Source organism: Halomonas sp. JS92-SW72 (genome assembly GCF_003547075.1).
Lineage (GTDB): Bacteria > Pseudomonadota > Gammaproteobacteria > Pseudomonadales > Halomonadaceae > Halomonas > Halomonas alkalicola.
The window spans coordinates 78,643-99,861 of the sequence record NZ_CP032147.1 but is presented as its reverse complement, the minus strand read 5'-3'; the positions used below and the strand labels follow the sequence as shown (position 1 = coordinate 99,861).

20 protein-coding genes are annotated in these 21,219 nt (G+C 66.9%); 12 read left to right on the top strand and 8 right to left on the bottom strand.

Annotated elements, in window-relative coordinates; all coding sequences use genetic code 11:
- The first annotated feature begins 101 nt into the window (after positions 1-101).
- The 10 genes from D1793_RS00455 to sthA all read left to right on the top strand — a co-directional run bounded on the left by D1793_RS00455 (position 102) and on the right by sthA (position 10,384).
- The gene (locus D1793_RS00455) at positions 102-1,565 is read left to right on the top strand and encodes a glyceraldehyde-3-phosphate dehydrogenase (protein ID WP_119020401.1); all 1,464 of its coding nucleotides are present in this window, start codon (positions 102-104) and stop codon (positions 1,563-1,565) included.
- 293 nt (positions 1,566-1,858) lie between these two features.
- Positions 1,859-3,208, top strand: a complete 1,350-nt coding sequence (locus D1793_RS00450) for a Na(+)-translocating NADH-quinone reductase subunit A (RefSeq protein ID WP_119020400.1) — start codon at positions 1,859-1,861, stop codon at positions 3,206-3,208.
- Between the two features lie 2 nt (positions 3,209-3,210).
- Complete coding sequence (locus tag D1793_RS00445; RefSeq protein ID WP_119020399.1) at positions 3,211-4,434, top strand: NADH:ubiquinone reductase (Na(+)-transporting) subunit B; 1,224 nt, start codon at positions 3,211-3,213, stop codon at positions 4,432-4,434.
- The gene (locus D1793_RS00440; RefSeq protein ID WP_119020398.1) at positions 4,434-5,249 is read left to right on the top strand and encodes a Na(+)-translocating NADH-quinone reductase subunit C; all 816 of its coding nucleotides are present in this window, start codon (positions 4,434-4,436) and stop codon (positions 5,247-5,249) included. The genes D1793_RS00445 and D1793_RS00440 overlap by 1 nt, the downstream gene beginning before the upstream one ends.
- Before the next feature lie 2 nt (positions 5,250-5,251).
- The gene (locus D1793_RS00435; protein ID WP_119020397.1) at positions 5,252-5,920 is read left to right on the top strand and encodes an NADH:ubiquinone reductase (Na(+)-transporting) subunit D; all 669 of its coding nucleotides are present in this window, start codon (positions 5,252-5,254) and stop codon (positions 5,918-5,920) included.
- A 1-nt stretch (position 5,921) separates the two neighbouring features.
- Positions 5,922-6,539, top strand: a complete 618-nt coding sequence (nqrE, locus tag D1793_RS00430; RefSeq protein ID WP_119020396.1) for an NADH:ubiquinone reductase (Na(+)-transporting) subunit E — start codon at positions 5,922-5,924, stop codon at positions 6,537-6,539.
- 72 nt (positions 6,540-6,611) lie between these two features.
- Positions 6,612-7,844 (top strand): NADH:ubiquinone reductase (Na(+)-transporting) subunit F, encoded by a 1,233-nt coding sequence (nqrF, locus tag D1793_RS00425; protein WP_119020395.1) that lies wholly within the window; start codon positions 6,612-6,614, stop codon positions 7,842-7,844.
- A 35-nt stretch (positions 7,845-7,879) separates the two neighbouring features.
- Positions 7,880-8,593, top strand: coding sequence for an FAD:protein FMN transferase (locus tag D1793_RS00420; RefSeq protein WP_162899872.1), 714 nt, complete (start codon positions 7,880-7,882; stop codon positions 8,591-8,593).
- 27 nt (positions 8,594-8,620) lie between these two features.
- Positions 8,621-8,875 carry a (Na+)-NQR maturation NqrM gene (gene nqrM / locus D1793_RS00415; RefSeq protein ID WP_119020393.1) on the top strand — a complete coding sequence of 85 codons (255 nt, stop codon included), beginning with the start codon at positions 8,621-8,623 and terminating at the stop codon, positions 8,873-8,875.
- 117 nt (positions 8,876-8,992) lie between these two features.
- Positions 8,993-10,384, top strand: a complete 1,392-nt coding sequence (sthA, locus tag D1793_RS00410) for a Si-specific NAD(P)(+) transhydrogenase (RefSeq protein ID WP_119020392.1) — start codon at positions 8,993-8,995, stop codon at positions 10,382-10,384.
- 45 nt (positions 10,385-10,429) lie between these two features.
- Here the strand turns inward: sthA and D1793_RS00405 are convergent, their stop codons facing one another.
- Complete coding sequence (locus D1793_RS00405) at positions 10,430-10,702, bottom strand: PqqD family protein (protein WP_119020391.1); 273 nt, start codon at positions 10,700-10,702, stop codon at positions 10,430-10,432.
- 154 nt (positions 10,703-10,856) lie between these two features.
- The gene (locus D1793_RS00400; RefSeq protein ID WP_162899871.1) at positions 10,857-11,381 is read right to left on the bottom strand and encodes a lasso peptide biosynthesis B2 protein; all 525 of its coding nucleotides are present in this window, start codon (positions 11,379-11,381) and stop codon (positions 10,857-10,859) included.
- A 252-nt stretch (positions 11,382-11,633) separates the two neighbouring features.
- On the opposite strand from D1793_RS00400, the gene D1793_RS00395 reads away from it, so the two are divergent.
- Positions 11,634-12,830, top strand: coding sequence for a nucleotidyltransferase family protein (locus tag D1793_RS00395; RefSeq protein WP_162899870.1), 1,197 nt, complete (start codon positions 11,634-11,636; stop codon positions 12,828-12,830).
- 22 nt (positions 12,831-12,852) lie between these two features.
- Positions 12,853-14,712 (top strand): ABC transporter ATP-binding protein, encoded by a 1,860-nt coding sequence (locus D1793_RS00390; protein ID WP_119020388.1) that lies wholly within the window; start codon positions 12,853-12,855, stop codon positions 14,710-14,712.
- On the opposite strand, the gene D1793_RS00385 is transcribed toward D1793_RS00390, so the two are convergent.
- From D1793_RS00385 to leuS, 6 genes are all read right to left on the bottom strand, one after another.
- Positions 14,685-15,125, bottom strand: a complete 441-nt coding sequence (locus D1793_RS00385) for a DUF488 family protein (protein ID WP_119020387.1) — start codon at positions 15,123-15,125, stop codon at positions 14,685-14,687. The genes D1793_RS00390 and D1793_RS00385 overlap by 28 nt on opposite strands.
- 2 nt (positions 15,126-15,127) lie before the next feature.
- The gene (locus D1793_RS00380) at positions 15,128-16,102 is read right to left on the bottom strand and encodes a PA2778 family cysteine peptidase (protein ID WP_119020386.1); all 975 of its coding nucleotides are present in this window, start codon (positions 16,100-16,102) and stop codon (positions 15,128-15,130) included.
- A 10-nt stretch (positions 16,103-16,112) separates the two neighbouring features.
- A complete protein-coding gene (locus D1793_RS00375; protein WP_110070818.1) occupies positions 16,113-16,508 on the bottom strand; it encodes a PA2779 family protein in 396 nt (131 codons plus the stop codon).
- Between the two features lie 157 nt (positions 16,509-16,665).
- Positions 16,666-17,724 carry a DNA polymerase III subunit delta gene (gene holA / locus D1793_RS00370; protein WP_119020385.1) on the bottom strand — a complete coding sequence of 353 codons (1,059 nt, stop codon included), beginning with the start codon at positions 17,722-17,724 and terminating at the stop codon, positions 16,666-16,668.
- A gap of 237 nt (positions 17,725-17,961) precedes the next feature.
- The gene (gene lptE / locus D1793_RS00365; protein WP_119020384.1) at positions 17,962-18,444 is read right to left on the bottom strand and encodes an LPS assembly lipoprotein LptE; all 483 of its coding nucleotides are present in this window, start codon (positions 18,442-18,444) and stop codon (positions 17,962-17,964) included.
- 24 nt (positions 18,445-18,468) lie between these two features.
- Positions 18,469-21,081: a leucine--tRNA ligase gene (leuS, locus tag D1793_RS00360; protein WP_119020383.1), complete on the bottom strand. Its 2,613-nt coding sequence runs from the start codon at positions 21,079-21,081 to the stop codon at positions 18,469-18,471.
- Between the last annotated feature and the right edge of the window lie 138 nt (positions 21,082-21,219).

Genomic DNA, 21,219 nt, shown 5'->3' with positions numbered 1-21,219 from the left:
CCTGTAATGCCGCTACAGGGGCTGCGACCATCCTGCGATTGACCCCGGGGGCGGGCTCCGGATAATGGCGGCGACCCTTCAACCCCACAGTGAGGCCGCACGTGAGTCAGCAACCCTCCGATACCGTCTTCCAGGAATGGCACGACAACCAGGCGCTTGCCGAGCAGATGATCCCGATGATCGGTAGGCTCTACCGTCACAACAACGTGGTCACCACCCTCTACGGGCGGTCGCTCTTCAACCGCAGCGTGATTCGCATCCTGAAGGACCACCGCTTCGTGCGTAAGGTCGAGGGTACCGAGCTCTCCGTGGGCGACACCTTCCCGCTGGTCCAGGCCATGGGCGAGCTCAACCTGGGCCCGGCCCACGTCGATGTCGGCAAGCTTGGCGTGGCCTTCAAGAAGCAGGGCGGCGGCGATGCCGTGGCTTTCCTGCGCAAGGAGCTGGCCGAGATCGTCGACAAGCACGATCCGGCCGGCAACAACGGCGAGCCCAAGGATGTTGTGCTCTACGGCTTCGGCCGCATCGGGCGCATCCTGGCTCGGGTGCTGGTGGAGAAGGCCGGTGGCGGCAACCTGCTGCGCCTGCGCGCCATCGTCGTGCGCGGTCGCGGCGACATCGCCAAGGATCTCGAGAAGCGCGCGAGCCTGCTGCGCCGCGACTCCGTCCACGGTCCCTTCGACGGCACCATCAGCGTCGACGCCGAGGCGCGCACCATCACCGCCAACGGCAACGTCATCCAGGTGATCTACGCCGACTCGCCCCAGGAGGTCGACTACACCGCCTACGGCATCGACAACGCCGTGGTGGTCGACAACACCGGCATCTGGCGCGACGAGGCCGGCCTCGGCCAGCACCTGGCGTGCAAGGGCGCGTCCAAGGCGCTGCTCACCGCGCCGGGCAAGGGCGATATCAAGAACATCGTCTACGGCATCAACCACGATGATCTGAGCGCCGATGATCGCATCATCTCCGCGGCGTCGTGCACCACCAACGCCATCGTGCCGGTGCTCAAGGTGCTCAACGACGAGTTTGGCGTCGAGCATGGCCACGTCGAGACGGTGCACGCCTACACCAACGACCAGAACCTGATCGACAACTACCACAAGGGCGACCGCCGCGGCCGCAGCGCACCGCTCAACATGGTGCTGACCGAGACCGGCGCCGCCAAGGCGGTGGCCAAGGCGCTGCCGGAGCTGGCCGGCAAGCTGACCGGCAACGCCATCCGCGTGCCGACCCCGAACGTCTCCATGGCGATCCTCAACCTGCGCCTGGAGAAGGAGACCGACGCCGAGGCGCTGAACGACTTCCTGCGTCGCATGTCCCTGGACTCCCCGTTCCAGAAGCAGATCGACTACGTCGACTCCCCCGAGGTGGTCTCCACCGACTTCGTCGGCAACCGCCACGCCGGCATCGTCGACGCCAAGGCAACCATCGCCAATGGCAAGAATGCCGTGCTCTACGTCTGGTACGACAACGAGTTTGGCTACAGCTGCCAGGTGGTGCGCATCCTGCAGCAGATGTCCAACGTGCACTTCCTCAAGCTGCCGCGCGCCGGCGCCTGAGGCGAGTCCACCGCCCGACCGAAACCCCCGCCGGAGACGCTCCGGCGGGGGTTTCGGCGTCTGGTGGGGGTGGCGGCCTGCCAGGCTGCGACATTTTTTCCCTTGCCTCAGGTCACGCCTTGCGACCTTCGCTCAGGTGGTCATCGCCCGGCCTTGTCTTTATAATACCGGGGATTTTTCGGGGTGGTCCGAGCCTGGCTCGGGCCCGACTGGTAACGTACTGACACGACAAGAATTCGAATCCATTCGAACCCCTTTCCTTCGTATATCCGATCCATCAACTGGGCGAGACTATGATCGAAGTCAAGAAAGGCCTGGATCTCCCCATCGCGGGGGCGCCCGAGCAGCGCATCGAGGATGCGCGCCCGGTGCGTCACGTGGCGGTCCTGGGCACCGACTACGTCGGCATGAAGCCGACCATGGAGGTCCGGGAGGGAGACAAGGTAAAGCTAGGCCAACTGCTCTTCACCGACAAGAAGATCGACGGTGTGCGCTTCACCGCGCCGGCAGGCGGTGAGGTGATCGCCATCAACCGGGGCGAGAAGCGTCGCCTGCTCTCGGTAGTGATCAAGGTCGACGAGACCGAGGAAGCCGTCGAGTTCAAGGCCCACGGGCGTGATGGCCTGGAAGGCCTGGAGCGCCAGGCGGTGGTCGACCAGCTGGTCGAATCCGGCCTGTGGACCGCGCTGCGCACCCGTCCCTACTCGCGCACCCCCGCCATCGACAGCAAGCCGTCCGACATCTTCGTCACCGCCGTCGATACCCACCCGCTGTGCCCCGATCCCGCCGAGATCATCAATGAGCAGCCCCAGGCGTTCGAGGATGGCCTCAAGGTGCTGGCTCGCCTGACCGCCGGCAAGGTCTACCTGTGCACGGCGCCGGGCGCCCGGATTCCCGGCGGCGACGTCAAGGGCGTCCAGGTCGAGCAGTTCGGTGGCCCGCACCCGGCCGGTCTCGTCGGTACTCACATCCACTACCTCTCGCCCGTGGGCCTGCACAAGCGCGTGTGGCACATCGGCTACCAGGACGTCATCGCGTTCGGCAAGCTGTTCGCCGAGGGCAAGCTGGATGTCAGCCGCGTCGTCGGCGTGGGCGGCCCGCGCGCCGAGAAGCCGCGCCTGCTGCGCACCCGCATCGGGGCCAGCACAGAGGAATTGCTGGCAGGCGAAGTGGTCGACCCGGAAGGCACCCGCGTGATCTCCGGTTCGGTCTTCTCGGGCTTCGCCTGTGAGGGCAGCCTGCGCTACCTGGGTCGCTTCCACAACCAGTTCAGCCTGCTCGAGGAAGGCAACAAGCGCCTCTTCATGGGCTGGCTGTCGCCGGGTGCCAACCGCCACTCGGTGCTGGGCATCTACCTGTCCAAGTTCACCGGCCTCAAGGACTACGCGCCGACCACCTCTACCAATGGCTCCGAGCGTGCCATGGTGCCGGTGGGCGCCTACGAGGCCGTGATGCCGCTGGATATCCTGCCCACGCAGCTGCTGCGCTCGCTGATCGTCGGCGACATCGAGACTGCCATGCAGCTCGGGTGTCTGGAGCTGGATGAAGAGGACCTGGCCCTGTGCACCTACGCGTGCCCGGGCAAGTACGAATACGGTCCCATCCTGCGTGACAACCTCACCCTGATCGAGAAAGAGGCCTGATCATGCCGATTCGACAGACACTCGACAATCTCGAGCCGCACTTCCACAAGGGTGGCAAGTACGAGAAGTTCTACCCCCTCTACGAGGCGGTGGATACCATCTTCTACGCCCCCCCCAGCGTGGCCAAGACCACCGCTCACGTGCGTGACGGCGTCGACCTCAAGCGCATCATGATCACCGTCTGGATGTGTACCTTCCCGGCGATGTTCTTCGGCATGTGGAACGCCGGCTGGCAGGCCAACACCGCCATCGCCGACGGCTACGCCTCCATGGCCGGCTGGCGCGAGGCGATCATGATGACCTTCGCCTCCGGGCATGACCCGGGCAGCCTGTGGGCCAACTTCGTGCTCGGCGCCACCTACTTCCTGCCGATCTACCTGGTGACCTTCGTGGTCGGCGGCTTCTGGGAAGTGCTGTTCGCGGTCAAGCGGGGCCACGAGGTCAACGAGGGCTTCTTCGTCACCTCCGTGCTCTATGCCCTGATCCTCCCGGCCACCATCCCGCTGTGGCAGGTGGCGCTCGGCATCACCTTCGGCGTCGTGATCGGCAAGGAGATCTTCGGCGGTACCGGCAAGAACTTCCTCAACCCGGCGCTGACCGGCCGTGCCTTCCTCTACTTCGCGTATCCGGCGCAGATCTCCGGCGACGCGGTGTGGGTGGCGGCCGACGGCTACACCGGCGCCACCGCGCTCTCCATCGCCTTCCAGGACGGCATGGCCGCCCTGACCAGCACCTACAGCTGGTGGGACGCCTTCATTGGTTTCATCCCGGGCTCCGTGGGCGAGGTCTCCACGCTGGCGATACTGATCGGGGCGGCGATCCTGCTGTGGACGCGTATCGCCTCGTGGCGAATCATGCTCGGGGTCTTCCTCGGCATGGTGGCGACCAGCGCGCTCTTCAACCTGATCGGCTCTGACTCCAACCCGATGTTCGCGATGCCCTGGTACTGGCACCTGGTAGTCGGCGGCTTCGCCTTCGGCATGGTGTTCATGGCCACCGATCCGGTGTCCGCCGCCATGACCAACCAGGGCCGCCTGCTGTTCGGCGTGCTGATCGGCATCATGACCGTGCTGATCCGGGTGGTGAACCCGGCCTTCCCGGAAGGCATCATGCTGGCGATCCTGTTCGCCAACCTGTTCGCACCGCTCATCGATCACTTCTTTGTTCAGGCCAACATCAAGCGCCGCAAGCTGCGCACCGGTGAACCGGCCGAGGAGACTGCCTGATGGCACAGAGCAACAACTCCATCAAGAAGATCCTGACGGTGGCGTTCGCACTTTGCATCGTGTGTTCGGTCATCGTCTCCACCGCCGCGGTGGCGCTGCGTCCCATGCAGCAGCTCAACCAGGAGCTGGACCGCAAGACCAATATCCTGCGCGTCGCCAACCTCTACGAGCGCGGCATGGACGTGGAGGCGGCCTTCCGCGAGATCACCCCGCGCGTGGTGAACCTGCAGACCGGCGAGTACTCCGACCAGCATGACCCGGAGACCTTCGATGGCTTCGAGACTCGCCGCGATCCGGCCGCCTCGCGCACCCTCTCCGGTGCCCAGGATCCGGCCGGCCTGTCCCGCGTCGAGAACTACGCCACCGTCTATCTCGTCGGCAACCCCGACGACCCCGAGCAGATCATCCTGCCCATCCGTGGCCAGGGCCTGTGGGGTCTGATGCGCGGCTTCCTCTCGGTGGAAGGTGACGGCAACACCATCGTCGGCATCACCTACTTCGAGCACAGCGAGACCCCCGGTCTCGGCGCCGAGGTCAACAACCCGCGCTGGCAGGCCCAGTGGGAAGGCAAGCAGGTCTTCGACAGCGAAGGCGACCTGACCCCTGCCATCCGCGTGGCCAAGGGCAGCGGCAGCGGTGACCACGAGGTCGACGGCCTCTCCGGTGCCACCCTGACCGCCAATGGCGTCAACAACATGCTGCAGTTCTGGCTGAGTCCGGAAGGCTTCGGCGAGTACCTCGCCAAGTTCCGCAGCGGCGTCGATCAGGAAGACGCCCAGGACGCCGACGTCGAACTCGAAGCGGAAGGAGCCTGATCATGGCGGATGCATCAACCAAGAGCGTCCTGACGGCGCCGGTCTTCAAGAACAACCCCATCGCGCTGCAGGTGCTCGGCATCTGCTCCGCGCTGGCGGTAACGACCAGCATGAGCGTGTCGCTGGTCATGACCCTTGCAGTGATCTTCGTGACGGCCTTCTCGAACCTGTTCGTGTCGCTGATCCGTCACCATATCCCCTCGTCCATCCGCATCATCGTGCAGATGACCATCATCGCCTCGCTGGTGATCGTGGTGGATCAGGTCCTCAAGGCGTACGCCTACGAGATGTCCAAGCAGCTCTCGGTGTTCGTCGGCCTGATTATCACCAACTGCATCGTGATGGGGCGGGCCGAAGGCTTTGCCATGCAGAACGGCCCCAAGATGTCCTTCATCGACGGCATCGGCAACGGCCTGGGCTACGGCTTCATCCTGATGACCGTGGGCTTCTTCCGTGAGCTGTTCGGCGCCGGCAGCGTCTTCGGCTTCACCGTGCTCGAGACCGTGCAGAACGGTGGCTGGTACGTGCCCAACGGCCTGCTGCTGCTGCCGCCGTCCGCGTTCTTCATCATCGGTCTGATCATCTGGGTGCTGCGTGCCGTGAACCCGGAGCAGATCGAGGAGAACGAGTTCAAGATGAAGCACAACACCGAACCGAAGGAGGCGGTGTAACATGGAACACTATCTGAGCCTGTTCGTTGCCTCGGTCTTCGTCGAGAACCTGGCACTCGCATTCTTCCTGGGCATGTGTACCTTCCTGGCGGTGTCCAAGAAGGTCTCCGCGGCCTTCGGCCTCGGTATCGCCGTGATCGTGGTGCTGACCATCGCCGTGCCGGTCAACAACCTGGTCTTCAACCTGCTGCTGGCGGAAGGGGCCCTGGCCTGGACCGGCATCAGCGGCGCCGAGAACATCGATCTCTCCTTCCTGGGCCTGCTCAGCTACATCGGCGTCATCGCCGCGCTGGTGCAGATCCTCGAGATGTTCCTCGACAAGTACGTGCCCGCGCTCTACAACGCGCTGGGCGTGTTCCTGCCGCTGATCACCGTGAACTGCGCCATCCTCGGTGGCGTGCTGTTCATGGTCGAGCGTAACTACAACTTCGGCGAGTCCGTGGTCTATGGCCTCGGCTCCGGCGTTGGCTGGGCGCTGGCCATCACCGCCCTGGCCGGTATCCGCGAGAAGCTGAAGTACAGCGACGTTCCCGGCTCCCTGCAGGGCCTGGGCATCACCTTCATCACCGTGGGTCTGATGTCGCTGGGCTTCATGTCCTTCTCCGGCATCCAGCTCTGAGGCAGGTCGTGCTCTCCCGGCGGCCGGCTGTGCCGCCGGGGTCCAGACAACGTGAAGCAATAGGAAACCGACATGGTTGATACATCCGTCATCTTGCTCGGCGTGGTCATGTTCACCCTGATCGTCATCGGTCTGACGCTGGTGATCCTGGCCGCCCGCAGCAAGCTCGTCAGCACCGGGGACGTGACCATCGAGGTCAACGGCGACCCCGAGCACACCCTGACCACCCAGGCCGGTGGCAAGCTGCTCAACACCCTGGCCGCCAACGGCATCTTCCTCTCCTCCGCCTGCGGCGGCGGCGGCTCCTGCGCCCAGTGCAAGTGCCGCGTGGAAGAGGGCGGTGGGGCGATCCTGCCCACCGAGGAGTCCCACTTCACCATGCGCGAGAAGAAGGAGGGCTGGCGCCTCTCCTGTCAGGTACCGGTGAAGCAGGACATGAAGGTCGAGGTGCCCGAGGAGGTCTTCGGCGTCAAGAAGTGGGAGTGCGAGGTCATCGCCAACCCCAACGTCGCCACCTTCATCAAGGAGCTCAACCTCAAGCTGCCCGAGGGCGAGAACGTCGACTTCCGCGCCGGCGGCTACGTGCAGCTGGTAGCCCCCCCCTACGATATCTCCTTCAAGGACTTCGATATCGAGGAGGAGTACCGGGGCGACTGGGAGAAGTTCGATCTCTACAAGATCTCCCACAAGAACAACGAGGAAGTCATCCGCGCCTACTCCATGGCGAACTACCCGGAAGAGGTCGGCATCCTCAAGTTCAACATCCGTATCGCCACGCCGCCGCCCAACACCAACCATCCGCCGGGCCTGATGTCCACCTACGTCTTCAGCCTGAAGCCGGGTGACAAGGTCACCGTGATGGGTCCCTTCGGCGAGTTCTTCGCCAAGGACACCGATGCCGAGATGGTCTTCGTCGGCGGCGGTGCGGGCATGGCACCGATGCGCAGCCATATCTTCGACCAGCTCAAGCGCCTCAAGTCCAAGCGCAAGATCTCGTTCTGGTACGGCGCGCGCTCCTGGCGCGAGACCTTCTACAACGACGAGTACGACCAGCTGGCCGAGGAGTTCCCGAACTTCACCTGGCACCTGGCGCTCTCCGACCCGATGCCCGAGGACAACTGGGATGGCCCCACCGGCTTCATCCACAACGTCCTCTACGAGAACTACCTCAAGGATCATCCGGCTCCCGAGGATTGCGAGTTCTACATGTGCGGACCGCCCATGATGAACGCCTCCGTCATCAAGATGCTGCTGGATCTGGGCGTCGAGCCCGAGAACATCCTGCTGGACGACTTCGGCGGATGATCTCCCTCGCCGCGAGGCGACACCCGGGGCTGGCCATGCGGCCAGCCCTCTTTCTATTCGCCCTGCTGATGCCGCTGGTCCTGCTGGTGGGCTGTCGTCAGCAGGGGGAATGGTTTCAGCTCGAGGGGGTGGCCCTCGGCACCGGCTATCACATCACGCTGAATGGCGACCTGGGCGAGGGCGAGTCCGCCCTGGTCGAGGCCGCCATCCAGGGTGAACTGGTCAGCCTCGACAGTGAGTTGGCGTTTCTTCGCAGGCTTGTGACAGCATCACTATTGCCGCTGCCCGTTGCGCAGGTCCCGGACGCCGTGGGCGAGGCGCTGCGCGAGCAGCTTCAGGTCCTGGCCGTGGATCGTCTGTTCCGGGTGCTTGACGAGTTCGGCATCGCCAATGCCATGGTGGAGCTTGGCGGCGTGCAGCGGGCCCGGGGTATGGCCGGACGCCACCCCTGGCGTGTGCGCCTCCCGCGCAGCGGGGCCGGCGAGGCCGAAACCCACGCCCTGCGCCTGCAGGATGCCGCCCTGGTGCATCGCGCCGTACCGGAGCCCGCCGCCATCGAGGCTGCGGGTCGCGTGCTCGCGGTCAGCGCGGTGGCGCCGAGCGCAGAGGCCGCCGATCGCCTGGCGCGGGAGCTGCTCGCCGCCGCCCCGGACGACACCCTGGAACACCCGGCACGCCTTGTGGTCCTCACCCCACAGGGAATCGAAATCCATACCGGATCTGCCCTCGAGCCGCTGCTCGACCGCTGAGCCCGGGCGTTGAGAAAGGAGAATGTCATGACCATCTGGATTATTGCCTTTGCCTTCATGCTGCTGATCATGGCCGCCATGGCCGTGGGGGTGATCCTCGGCCGCAAGCCCATCGCCGGCTCCTGCGGCGGCCTCAACCAGCTCGGCCTCAAGGAGGGCTGCGAGGTGTGTGGCGGCAAGGACGAGGTGTGCGAGGAGGAGAACCGCAAGCGCGGCAGCGTCCGCCGCCGCAGCGACGAGAGCCGCGGCGCCGACCTGGGCTACGACGCGACCCGGCGCTAAGGGCAATGGGGGACAGACCCCCATTCGGCTTGGCCTTTACCTGGCAGCAACCAATCCTCAATGACTCGACATGGGGGTCTGTCCCCAGGCGCTAACCGCAAGGAGATCGAACGGCCAATGGCAGTCCATAACTACGACGTGGTGGTGATCGGTACCGGCCCGGCGGGGGAGAGCGCCGCCATCAACGCCGCCAAGCACGGCAAGCGCGTGGCGGTGGTCGAGAAGCAGCCACTGGTGGGGGGCAACTGTACTCACTGGGGCACGATTCCCTCCAAGGCGCTGCGCCACCAGGTCAAGCAGATCATGCAGTTCAACACCAACCGCATGTTCCGCGATATCGGCGAGCCGCGCTGGTTCTCCTTCCCCAAGGTCATGGAGCGCTCCCGGGCCACCATCGACCAGCAGGTGGCGATGCGCACCAACTTCTACTCCCGCAACCGCATCGACCTGTTCAGCGGCGTGGCCCGCTTCAAGGACGAGCATACCCTGCTGGTGCGCGACAACCACGAGGGCATGGACGAGCTGGTGGCCGAGAAGGTAGTCATCGCCACCGGCTCCCGCCCCTATCGCCCGGCGGACATCAACTTCCGCCACCCGCGGATCTACTGCTCTGACACCATCCTGAGCCTGTCGCACACGCCGCGTACCCTGATCATCTTCGGCGCCGGGGTCATCGGCTGCGAGTACGCCTCGATCTTCTCCGGCCTCGGCGTCAAGGTGGACCTGATCAACAACCGCGACAGCCTGCTCTCCTTCCTCGATGACGAGATCAGTGACGCGCTCTCCTACCACCTGCGCAAGCACGGGGTGCTGATTCGCCACAACGAGGAGTATGACCGCGTCGAGGGCGACGAGTCCGGCGTGACGGTGCACCTGAAATCCGGGAAGCGGCTGCGCGCCGATGCCTTCCTGTGGGCCAACGGGCGCACCGGCAACACCGACCAGCTGGGCCTCGAGAACATCGGCCTGGAGGCCAACTCCCGCGGCCAGCTGATGGTCGACGAACACTACCGAACGGCGATTCCCCACATCCACGCCGCCGGTGACGTGATCGGCTGGCCGAGCCTGGCGAGCGCCGCCTACGACCAGGGCCTCAACGCCTCCAGCGAGATCCTCGGCGACGACTTCCGCTACGTCACCGAGGTGCCCACCGGCATCTACACCATTCCCGAGATCAGCTCGTTCGGACGCAACGAGCGCGAGCTCACCGAGGCGAAGGTGCCCTACGAGGTCGCCCAAGCCTTCTTCAAGGACACCGCCCGCGCCCAGATCACCGGCGATACCGTGGGCATGCTCAAGATCCTGTTCGACCAGGACACCCTGGAGATCTACGGCATCCACTGCTTCGGCGACCAGGCCTCGGAGATCGTCCACATCGGCCAGGCGATCATGCAGCAGAAGGGCGAGGCCAATAGCCTCAAGTACTTCGTCAACACCACCTTCAACTACCCCACCATGGCCGAGGCCTACCGGGTAGCGGCGATGAACGGGATGAACCGGGTCTTCTAGGCAGGCCCGAGCGGCGCTAGCCGCGGCCGTCAGGCCCCGCCAGCGTCACTGAACGGTGATCAGGCCCTCCTGCTCCAGCTGTTCGAGAAACGTCATGACGTCCCTCTCGCAGGTGGGCCTGTCCACATCGAAGACCTGCCGCAGCGCTTCGCAGACCTCCAGCACGCTAGTGCCACCCTCCAGGAAGGACCAGATGAAGGTGCCGACCTCCTCGGTGCCGTAGTACCTGCCGTTCCTGGCGCTGAAGATCACCAGGTCATCGCCGAGGTGTGACGTCAGCGGATCGTCCCGGCGTCGTATCTGACTCTGCATGTGCATGGGCGGGTCCTGTTCTCGCGTGGTCGCTGTTGGCGTCGATCACCGGCGCCGCGCCCTGTGCCCGGCTGGGCCGGGAAGAGCGCGGATCTGGTGACCGATACGCTGTGCAGTCTAGCCCAGCCGCGCCTTCTCTCGTCGCCGGCAGGGGCTGATTCTACTCACCCCTCTCGTCCCAGACATCTCCCCCGTCGCGGGCTGCCTTCTGCCCCCATTCCGGAGCCTGATGGCGATAGCGGCGCACAAAGCTCGCCACCGGCAGGTAGCGGCCGTCATGCCCCCCCAGGATGACCTGGCTGCCGACCCGCAGCCAGGCATGCGCCGTCAGGGAGGGCCCCTCTGCCTCGGCACGCTCGGTGCGGGTGCCGAGAACCAGGCTGCTCGAGATGCGCCGGCGGTTGAGCATGCGCTGCCCGGCTACGGCCAGCATCAGGCAGGTGAAGCGCCCACCGACCGCGCGATTGATTGCCGTGACGGCCCCGCTGATCGCGTGGGCTCGCGGGTCGTCGACGCCATCCCCGGGGGGCGGTTCCCCCGCGGAGGCCTCCCCCAGGCGCGGCGACCACCAGCGAAAGGGGAGGAGCCGAACCATCATCCAGGCGAGCGCCAGCTGCAGGGCGGCCTCCACCATCAGGCACTGGCGGGAGAGGGGTGTCTTCAGGAACCTGCGGAGTCGTTTCACGATGACGCGACCCTCTGGCCAGGATGGGGGGAGCGTGACCATCGGCGGCGTGGCTCGCTGCGCCCGCCGTCATGCCGAATGTAGGTCCACGGCGAACGACCTGTCCAGCGGCGAGGGGGCAGCAGCGATGCCCGTCATGGTGGTGCCACGCCAACTTGACTAACATGATGTAACACAAACCGGCGGTCAGCCGCATGGCGTAGCGCGCGCATGACCATCCGTAGGGAACCCGCGGTCGGGGAAGGTCCTGCCATGCCCAGACGAGAATCACCCACTTCCCTGACGCCTGCGCTGCACCTGCTGCTGGTGATGGCACGCCTTGCGCTCACGGAGGAGCAGAAGGCGGCGGCCCTGGCGCTGTGCGCCCGGATCGATGACTGGGAGGCGCTGTCGCGGCTGGCCAACGAGCGCTTCGTGCTGCCGCTGGCCTATCGGCATCTGAGCCGGCTGGCCCCAGGGAATCTGCCGGGATCCAGTCTTGATGCCATGCGAGAGACGAGCCTCTCCGTGGTCCGCTACAACCTGCTGGCGGCGGCGGCCATCCGCCAGCTGCAGGAAGAGCTGCTGGTCCCGCTGGAGGTTCCCCACCTCTTCTTCAAGGGGCCGAGCCTCTCAGCACGCTACTATGACGATCCGGCGCTGCGGTTCTCGCGGGATATCGACCTTCTCGTGGCGCCGGAGCGGCTCGTCGCGCTGCTGGAGCGCGCGCTGCGCCAGGGCTATGTGTCGCAGATGCCCCAGGGCCTGACCGCAGAGCGGGAAGGGCTGCGCTTCGCGGCCGGCGTGCACCATGTGTTCTCCCTCCTCTCTCCCCAGGGGGTGGCAATCGAGATTCACCAGCAGATCGACAGCCTCGGGAGCATCTATTCGACCCAGGCCCTGCTCGACGGGGCGGAAACCTTCGTGATGGGCGAGTCCGAGGTCCGGGTCATGCCGACCGAGGAGCTGTTCGTCTACATCTGCCTGCACCATACCAAGCACCACTGGTCGCACCTGCACTGGCTGGTCGATCTCGATGCGATCCAGCGTCATCCGAGCTTCTCACTGACCGCCTGCCGCGAGGTCGCCGCCCGGCGAGGGCTCGGCGCGACGCTCGAGGCGTGCCTGGCGATGCACCGGGCCCTGGCCGATCCGGAACCCTGGCGGGCGGACATCGCCGGCCATGGCAGGGAGCTGCTTGGCGCCTGCCTGATGGCGCTCGAGGGGGGCTGGGAGGTGGAGCTCGCGATGGAGAGCATGAAGAGCTCGGCGGACTTTGCGTTCGACTGGCAGGCCACGCCACGACAGCGGCTCCAGGGGCGCATGCAGGGGGTGGTCAAGCTATTGCGCCCCACCTATGCCGACTACCGGCTCTGGCCGCTGCCGCCCCGCTGGCAGTGGCTCTACCGGCTGAGCTGCCCCTTCCAGAAGCTGCATTCTCGTCTCACCACCGGGAGATGGCGCGCGTGAAGCGGCGCAGCGGGTGGCCGCCATGACGCTCCTCACCCGGCTCTTCGCCCCGGTGCTCTCGCTGCGTCGCATCCTGCCGATGCTGTGGCAGAGCAGCCGCCGATGGACGCTGCTGGGAACGGCGCTGATGGCCCTCGAGGTGGCCTCGGGGCTGGCCGTCCTCTACCTGTTCAAGCAGCTGGTGGATGTGATCACCGGGCTGCTGGCCAGCGAGTCGATCACCGGCGGGACGGGGCGGGTGCTCGGGTTCGTGGCCCTGACCGGTGGCTGCACCCTGGTGTTTTTGGCCGCCCGCTCGCTGGCGGGCCTGGCCAGGGAGGCCCAGGGGATGCTGGTGGCCGACCATATCGACCGCCAGATCCATACCCGCGCGGTGCGGGCCGACCTGGCCTTCTACGAGAGTCCACGCTACTTCGACACGCTCCAGCGCGCCCGCGAGGCCGGCAATCAGCGCCCGGTCCAGGTGGTGACCAACCTGATGCTGCTGGCCAGGAACGGCCTGATGCTGATGGCGATCGTGGTGCTGATGGTGACCATCAACTGGCTGATGTTGCCGGTGCTGCTGATCGCCATCGTGCCGGCGCTGCTGGTCAGGATCCACTTCACCCGCTACCTCTACGAGTGGCAGCGTCGACGCACCCAGATGGAGCGGCGCGCCTACTATCTCGACTGGCTGATGACCTCCGACATCAATGCCAAGGAGCTGCGCCTCAACCAGCTGGGCGATGTGCTGCGCGATCAGCACTCGGAGCTGCGGGGGCAGATTCGCCGTGAGCGCCTGGGGATCACCCGTCGCAGGACTCGGGTCGAGCTGGCGGTGGCCAGCATCGCCACCCTGGCCTTCTTCGGCGCCCTGGGGTTTCTTGCCTGGGAAACCGCCGAGGGGCGCAACAGCGTCGGTGACCTGGTGCTGTTCCTGCTGATCTTCCAGCGCGCCCAGTCGATGGGGCAGGAGCTGGTGCATCAGCTCGCCCAGCTCTACGAGGACCACCTCTTCCTCGGCCTGCTGTTCGAGTTTCTTGACATCCGGCCGGTGATCGGTGAGCCGGAGCACCCCGTGGCGGTGCCGGCGTCGCTGCGTGAAGGGGTCCGCTTCGAAGGCGTCGGCTTCCACTACCCCGGCACCGATGCCCCCGTGCTGAAAGGCATCCACCTGGCCATCCGCCCGGGGCAGGTCGTCGCCCTGGTGGGGGCCAACGGCTCCGGCAAGACCTCGCTGATCAAGCTGCTGTGCCGCCTCTACGACCCGACAGCGGGGCGGATTACCCTGGATGGGGTGGATATTCGCGAGTATGGCCTCGAGGAGTATCGTCGCCTGTTCAGCGTGATCTTCCAGGACTATGCCCACTATGCGACCACCGTGCGGGAGAACATCCGCTACGGGGACATTCGCCAGCCCAGCGATACCCCCGCGGTCGAGGCCGCGGCGATCAAGGCCAGCGCCGACCCCTTCATCCGCACGCTGAAGGCCGGCTACGAGACGCCCTTGACGCGCATGTTCGACGACGGCCAGGAGCTCAGCATCGGGCAATGGCAGAAGGTCGCCCTGGCGCGGGCCTTCATGCACCGTTCCAGCGTGATCATCCTGGATGAACCCACCAGCGCCCTGGACCCCGCCGCGGAGGCCGAGCTATTCGAGAACTTTCGCGAGCGCATCGATCATCGGGCGGCCCTGGTGATCAGCCACCGTCTCTCCACCGTCAGGCTGGCGGACTATATCTATGTCCTCGACCGGGGCGAGATCCGGGAGGCAGGCACCCATGAGGAGCTGATGCGCCGGCGCGGCATCTACTGCGATCTCTTCAGCCGCCAGGCGCATCATTACCGCGATACGGGGGGCGAGGCCCCCATGGTTCAGGGCTCGTCGCGGGACGGCCCCTGAGGCAGGTGGGCGTAGCAGGGAGGGGAGGCGGGCTCGAGGTCGGCGGCATCCTCGTCGCGCAGCGCCTTGAGCAGCGCCTCGCGCAGCTCCGGCAGATGCGACGCCTCGATATTGCGTGCGGCGGTGAGCAGGGTGAGTCGCCCAAGGCGGGCGTGGCGCATCAGGGGTACCAGATGCTCCGGGTGATCGCGCAGTTCGCCGCGATAGCGGGCCGCGAACACGAAGTGGCTGATCTCCTGTTGATGGTACTGGCGACGCAGGGTGGGGCTGGGCGAGGCGTCGCGGTACCAGTCGGTCAACGCCAGCGCCTCGCGGGGCTGGCCCCTCGGCCACAGCCGGTCCACCAGCACCCGGGCCCCGTCCTCAGGCTGGGCGGGCTGGTAGATGCGCTTGAGCACGATGTCATGGGCCACGGTTATCTCTCCTCCAGACTCTCCAGGGCCTCGCGGGCATGGGGCTGCCAGTGGCCGGGCAGGGCGGCGGCCTGCTCCAGGGCCTCCCGGGCGCCTGCCGCGTCCCCCTGGCCGCGCCGGGCGAGGCCGAGGTTGAGCCAGGCTACGGCGAGCCCCGGCTCGGCCGCCACCGCCTGCGCGAAGGCGTCGATGGCACCCGAGGCGTCCCCGGTGGTGTGGCGGGCGTTGCCCAGGCCGAAGTGCACCAGGCCACTGTCCGCGAAGCGCTCGGCCAGCGCCTCCCAGGCCGGCAGGGCGGTCTCGGCGCCCTGAACCCCTTCGAAGGCGCTGATCGCCTCCATGGCGAGATGGGGCCTCACCCCGGCCGGCAGCTCCCCCGGAGGGAGGGCCACGAAGGCCCAGCGGTCGCTGCGCGCCCAGGTGGCATCGAAGCGTCGGAAGGACTCGATGCGCCTGGGCTCCTCGCCGCTGTGCAGGATCAGTTCGTTGCGCTCGAGGTCGAAGCCGATGGCCACGGCATAGTGCCACATCGGCCAGGCGGGCAGCGCCAGGTTCTGCATCACCACCACCGGGTGGCCGGCGGCGAGCTCCAGCAGCAGCGCATCCAGGTGGCCCTCGATCACGAAGGGGATCTGGCCGTGGCGACGCACCGTGGCCAGCATCTCCGGCTGCACGCTGCCCTCGCGGCCGGGCAGGAAGACCTGGGGAATCAGGGTGTCCACCTCGACGTCGACGCCGGCATCGTTGAGCACCATGGCCAGGGAGGCCGGGCCGCACTGGTAGTCGCGCTGGGCGTGGAAGGGCACCTCCTCGAGCAGCAGCTGGCGGGGCAGGGCCTGTTCGGTACTGTCGGCAAGCCGCGGGGTGGTGGCGCAGCCGGTCAGCAGCAGCAGGCAGAGCACCAACGCAAGAACGCCCGCATGGCGGGCGTTCCTGGCTGTTGCTGCCGCCGGCTGCCGGATAAGGCAGTCGATCATGGCAGCCCCCTCAGCGGGTGAAGGGGAAGACGTTGGTCAGGCCGAGGATATCGGTGACCAGCAGGATCACGAAGACGGCAAAGAGGGCGCCGACCACGCTGGCACCGGCCGGGAGCTGCTCAAGCTGCTCGGCCATCTGGGCGGCCTCGGCGTCGGAGAGCGCCGCCACGCGGGCCTCGACCTCGGCCAGATCGACGCCCTGAGCGACCAGCTGGTCGCGCACGTCGTCACGGGCGAGGATCTCGTGGATCCGCTCCCGATCGGCCTGGCCATGTTCGGCGTTGAGTGCCGCCTGGGTGGTGATCAGGTCGCTGCCGGCGGGCGCCGGGGCGGCAGCCACGGGCAGGCTGCCCAGCAGCAGGGCGGTGATCAGCAGCGGGCTCAGGTAACGGCAGATCTTCTTCATCATGTCGGTGTTCCTTCTTCTTCGAGTGGGCTTCCGGCTCCTTGATGATCCACGCGTCGCTTCCTGGCGAACAAGTGTGGCGTCACGATGATACCCGCACAGTATAGGATGAAATGGTGTGGGATTTCATGCCCTTGCCGATCAACGCTCGGTGCGTTCAGGCGATCCGGTAGGAGGAGGGCAGTTCGGCCAGCAGGCCGCGGCCGCCGGCCAGGGTCAGCGCCAGGTCGTGCAGGCCGTCCTGCACCGGCAGGGGGGAGGCGCCCTTGATGGCCAGGTCCAGGCGCTGGGCGAAGAGCAGCAGCTTGTGAAGCCGCTTCACCGGCAGTCGCGAGATGGCCTGCTGGTAGGCGGGGCGGCGCTTCTCGAAGATCGCGGGCTTCTGGGCCTTGCAGGCGTGCTCGAAGCTCTGCCCCTGGTCCAGGTGCTGATGCAGCGAGAGCAGGGTGCGCAGCTCCCGGGTCAGGGCCCAGAGCACGATGGGGGGCTCTACCCCCTCGGCGCGCAGGCCGGCCATGATCCGCGAGACCCTCGCCCGCTCGCCCTTGAGGCAGGCGTCCATCAGGGTGAAGACATCGAAGCGGCTGCTGTCCTCCACGCCACCGGCCACGTCTCGCGGCGAGACGCGGCTGTTCGGCGGCAGCATCAGGGCGAGCTTCTGCAGCTCCTGGTCGGCGGCCAGCAGGTTACCCTCGGTGCGCTCGCCGAGCAGGCGGGCGGCGTCCAGGTCGAGGTTGAGGCCGTATCGGGCGGCGCGGTCGCGCAGCCAGAAGCCCAGCCGCGAGAGGTCCACCGGCCAGATGGGCACGAAGAGCCCGGCCTTGTCGAGCGCCTGGAACCAGGCGCTCTTCTGCTGGCGGAAGTCGAGCTTGCCCATGGCCAGCAGCAGCACGTTGTCGCTGCCCTTGAGCTCCTCGGCGTAGGCCTTCAGCGCCTTGGCGCCCTCCTGGCCCAGGTTGTTCCCGGCCAGGCGCAGCTCGATCAGCTTGGCGCTGGCGAACAGCGACAGGCTGGCCGAGGCCTCGTGCAGGCGCCCCCAGGCGAAGTTGCCCTCCACGTGGAGGATCTCGCGCTCCTCGATGCCGCGGGCGCGGGCTGCGGCGCGCACGGCGTCGCAGGCCTCCATGTGCTGAAGCGGCTCCTCGCCAGCGACGATCACCACCGGCGGCAGCTTCTTCGTCAGCGCATCGGCCAGCTTGTCGGGGAAGACTTTCAACGAGCGTATCCTTTGCGAACGGGGCTTGTCCGGGGACAGGTCATCGAGGAGGCGCTGTGAACCCCTCCCTGGGCGCTACCGATGCCCTGCTTCACTCTCGCGTCCTGCTCCGTTTGCAGGGCCGGTGCTGGCCATTCATGGCCAGCCCGTTCGAAGCAGTGCTTCTCACCCCTGGCATAGGACCTCCTCTCCGACCTGTCCCCGGCGCCCCTTTTCCGGAATCGCGAGCCTTGAAATCTATAGGGCACGCAGGCGGTCGAGGAGCTGGCGCACGGCGGCCTCGCGCAGCTCCTGCCGGGCCTCCTCGCGCAGGTCGTCCTGAATCAGCAGGTTGGCGTCGCTCACCGTGTAGCGGGTGGTGACCTCGAGGCGCTGCTGGTCGAGCAGGTAGGCGCCGTCGCTCCTGCGCTGCACCGAGAAGGGGGCGGTGAGGGTCATCTCCTCCTCCCGCGGCCCCGAGTCGAGGACGCTGAGGCCGCGGCGCTGGAACTCGGGCTGGCCGAGGGTGAGCACCCGGTCGGCGCCATCATCCACGCGGGTGCCGGCGCCCTCGAGCCGCTCCCGGGCGAGCAGCGAGAGCTCGCTGTCGGGGCCGGCCAGCGCCAGGGCATCGATCACCGCGGCGGGCTCGTCGAAGCCGCGCAGCCGGAAGCCGCAGCCGCCGAGCACGAGGCCGGCGCCGCCGGCCAGGCCCAGGGTGAGAAAGGTGCGTCGCTGCATGGATCACTCCCTCTGGTGTGGCGTTCAGCCCACCACGATATTGACCAGCTTGCCGGGCACCACGATCACCTTGCGTATCGTCTTGCCCTCGGTGTGGCGCTGGACGTTCTCGGCGGCGAAGGCCTCGGCTTCCACGGCCGCCTTGTCGGCGCTGGCGGGCACCTCGATACGGGCGCGCAGCTTGCCGTTGACCTGCACCACCAGCTCGATGGTGTCGCGGGCGAGTGCCGACTCGTCCACCCGGGGCCAGGTGGCGTCGATGATCGGCTCGGCATGGCCCAGCTCGGCCCACAGGGCGTGGCAGGCGTGGGGCACGATGGGGGCGAGCAGCAGCACGCAGGCCTCCACCGCCTCGCGGGCCACGGCCAGGTCCTGGTCGCCGGCCGCGTCGTCGCCCTGGTGGAAGCGGCCGATGGCGTTGGTCAGCTCCATCACCGCGGCGATGGCGGTGTTGAAGGTGGTGCGACGGCCGATGTCATCGCTGGCCTTGGCGATGGTCTCGTGGGTCTTGCGGCGCAGCTCGCGCTGGGGCTCTGTCAGGGCAGCCGGGTCGATGCCGCCGGCTGCCACGCCGCCTGCCTGGCGCTCGGCCTCGAGATGGTCGGAGACCAGGCGCCACAGGCGCTTGAGGAAGCGGCTCGCCCCCTCGACGCCGGAGTCGGACCACTCCAGGGACTGCTCCGGGGGGGCGGCAAACATCATGAAGAGGCGCACGGTGTCGGCACCGAAGCGGTCGATCATCGACTGGGGGTCGACGCCGTTGTTCTTCGACTTGGACATCTTCTCGATACCGCCCATCACCACCGGCTGGCCATCCGCGATCAGCACGGCGCTGACCGGGCGTCCCTTGTCGTCACGCTTGACTTCGACGTCGGCGGGGTTGAACCACTGCTTGCCGCCGTTCTCGGTCTCACGGTAGAAGGTCTCGGCGATCACCATGCCCTGGGTGAGCAGGCGCTGGAAGGGCTCGTCGACGCTGACCAGGCCCAGGTCGCGCATCAGCTTGGTGAAGAAGCGCGCGTAGAGCAGGTGCAGGATGGCGTGCTCGATGCCGCCGATGTAGAGGTCCACCGGCAGCCAATAGTCGGCGCGTTCGTCGAGCATCGCCTCCTGGTTGTCGGCGCAGCAGAAGCGCGCGAAGTACCAGGAGGACTCCATGAAGGTGTCGAAGGTGTCGGTCTCGCGCACCCAGCCGTCGCCCAGGTCGCTGAACGCCGGCATGCGCTTGAGCGGTGAACCGGAGGCATCGACGGTCACCTCCAGCGGCAGCGCCACCGGTAGCTCCTCGTCGGTCAGCGCTACGGTCTGCCCCTCGGGGCCGTACTTCACCGGGATCGGCGCGCCCCAGTAGCGCTGGCGGGCCACGCCCCAGTCGCGCAGGCGGTAGTTAGTCTTGACCTCGCCGCGGCCGAGCTCGGCCAGCTTCGCCGCGATGGCGTCGAAGGCCGCCTCGAAGTCGAGGCCGTCGAACTCGCCGGAGTGGATCAGGGTGCCGTACTCCACGTAGGCGCCCTCGGCGAGGTCCGGGGCGTTGCCGCTGGCGTCGGCGATCACCGGCTCGATGGGCAGGCCATAGGCGTGGGCGAACTCCCAGTCGCGTTGGTCGTGGGCGGGCACCGCCATCACCGCGCCGGTGCCGAACTCCATCAGCACGAAGTTGGCCACGTAGACCGGCACCTCGCGCCCGGTCAGCGGATGCACCGCCACATGGCCGGTGGGCATGCCCTTCTTCTCGCGGGTGGCGAGCTCCGCCTCGGAAGTGCCGCCGCGGGCGCACTCCTCGCAGAAGGCGGCCAGCGCTGGGTTGCCTTCGGCGGCCTGCTTCGCCAGCGGATGGCCGGCGGCCACCGCCACGTAGGTGACCCCCAGCAGGGTGTCGGGGCGGGTGGTGTAGACCGAGAGCGGTTCGCAGGCGCTGCCCTCAGCGGCCTTGATATCGAAGCTGAGTTCCACGCCCCGCGACTTGCCGATCCAGTTGCGCTGCATGGTCTTGACCTGCTCGGGCCATTCGATGGTGTCCAGGTCGGCCAGCAGCTCCTCGGCGTAGTCGGTGATGCGCAGGAACCACAGCGGGATCTCCTTGCGCTCCACCAGGGCGCCGGAGCGCCAGCCGCGGCCGTCGATCACCTGCTCGTTGGCCAGCACCGTCTGGTCCACCGGGTCCCAGTTCACCGTGGACATCTTCTTGTAGACCAGCCCCTTCTCCACCAGCTTGGCGAAGAACCACTGCTCCCAGCGGTAGTAGCTCACGTCGCAGGTGGCGAACTCGCGGCTCCAGTCGTAGGCGAACCCCAGCGCCTGGAGCTGTGCACGCATGTAGTCGATGTTCTCGTAGGTCCACCTGGCCGGGGGAACCTGGTTCTGGATGGCGGCATTCTCGGCCGGCATGCCGAAGGCGTCCCAGCCCATGGGCTGCAGCACGTTCTTGCCCTGCATGCGCTGGTAGCGGGAGACCACGTCACCGATGGTGTAGTTGCGCACATGCCCCATGTGCAGCTTGCCGCTGGGGTAGGGGAACATCGACAGGCAGTAGAACTTCTCGCGGCTGGCGTCTTCCACCGCCTTGAAGCACTGGTGCTTCTCCCAGAACTGCTGGGCGTCGCGTTCGATCTCTTGGGGCTTGTACTGTGCGTCCATCGCTGTCTTCGGATACCTTGCAAGTCGGCGCGCCGGCCGGTGACGACGCGCGGTCGTGGCTTGTCCGGCGTCATGTCCTGGGGCCAGGAGGGCGACAAGACGTTGAACTGCCGGCGGGAAGTCGTCTAAATGGTAGGC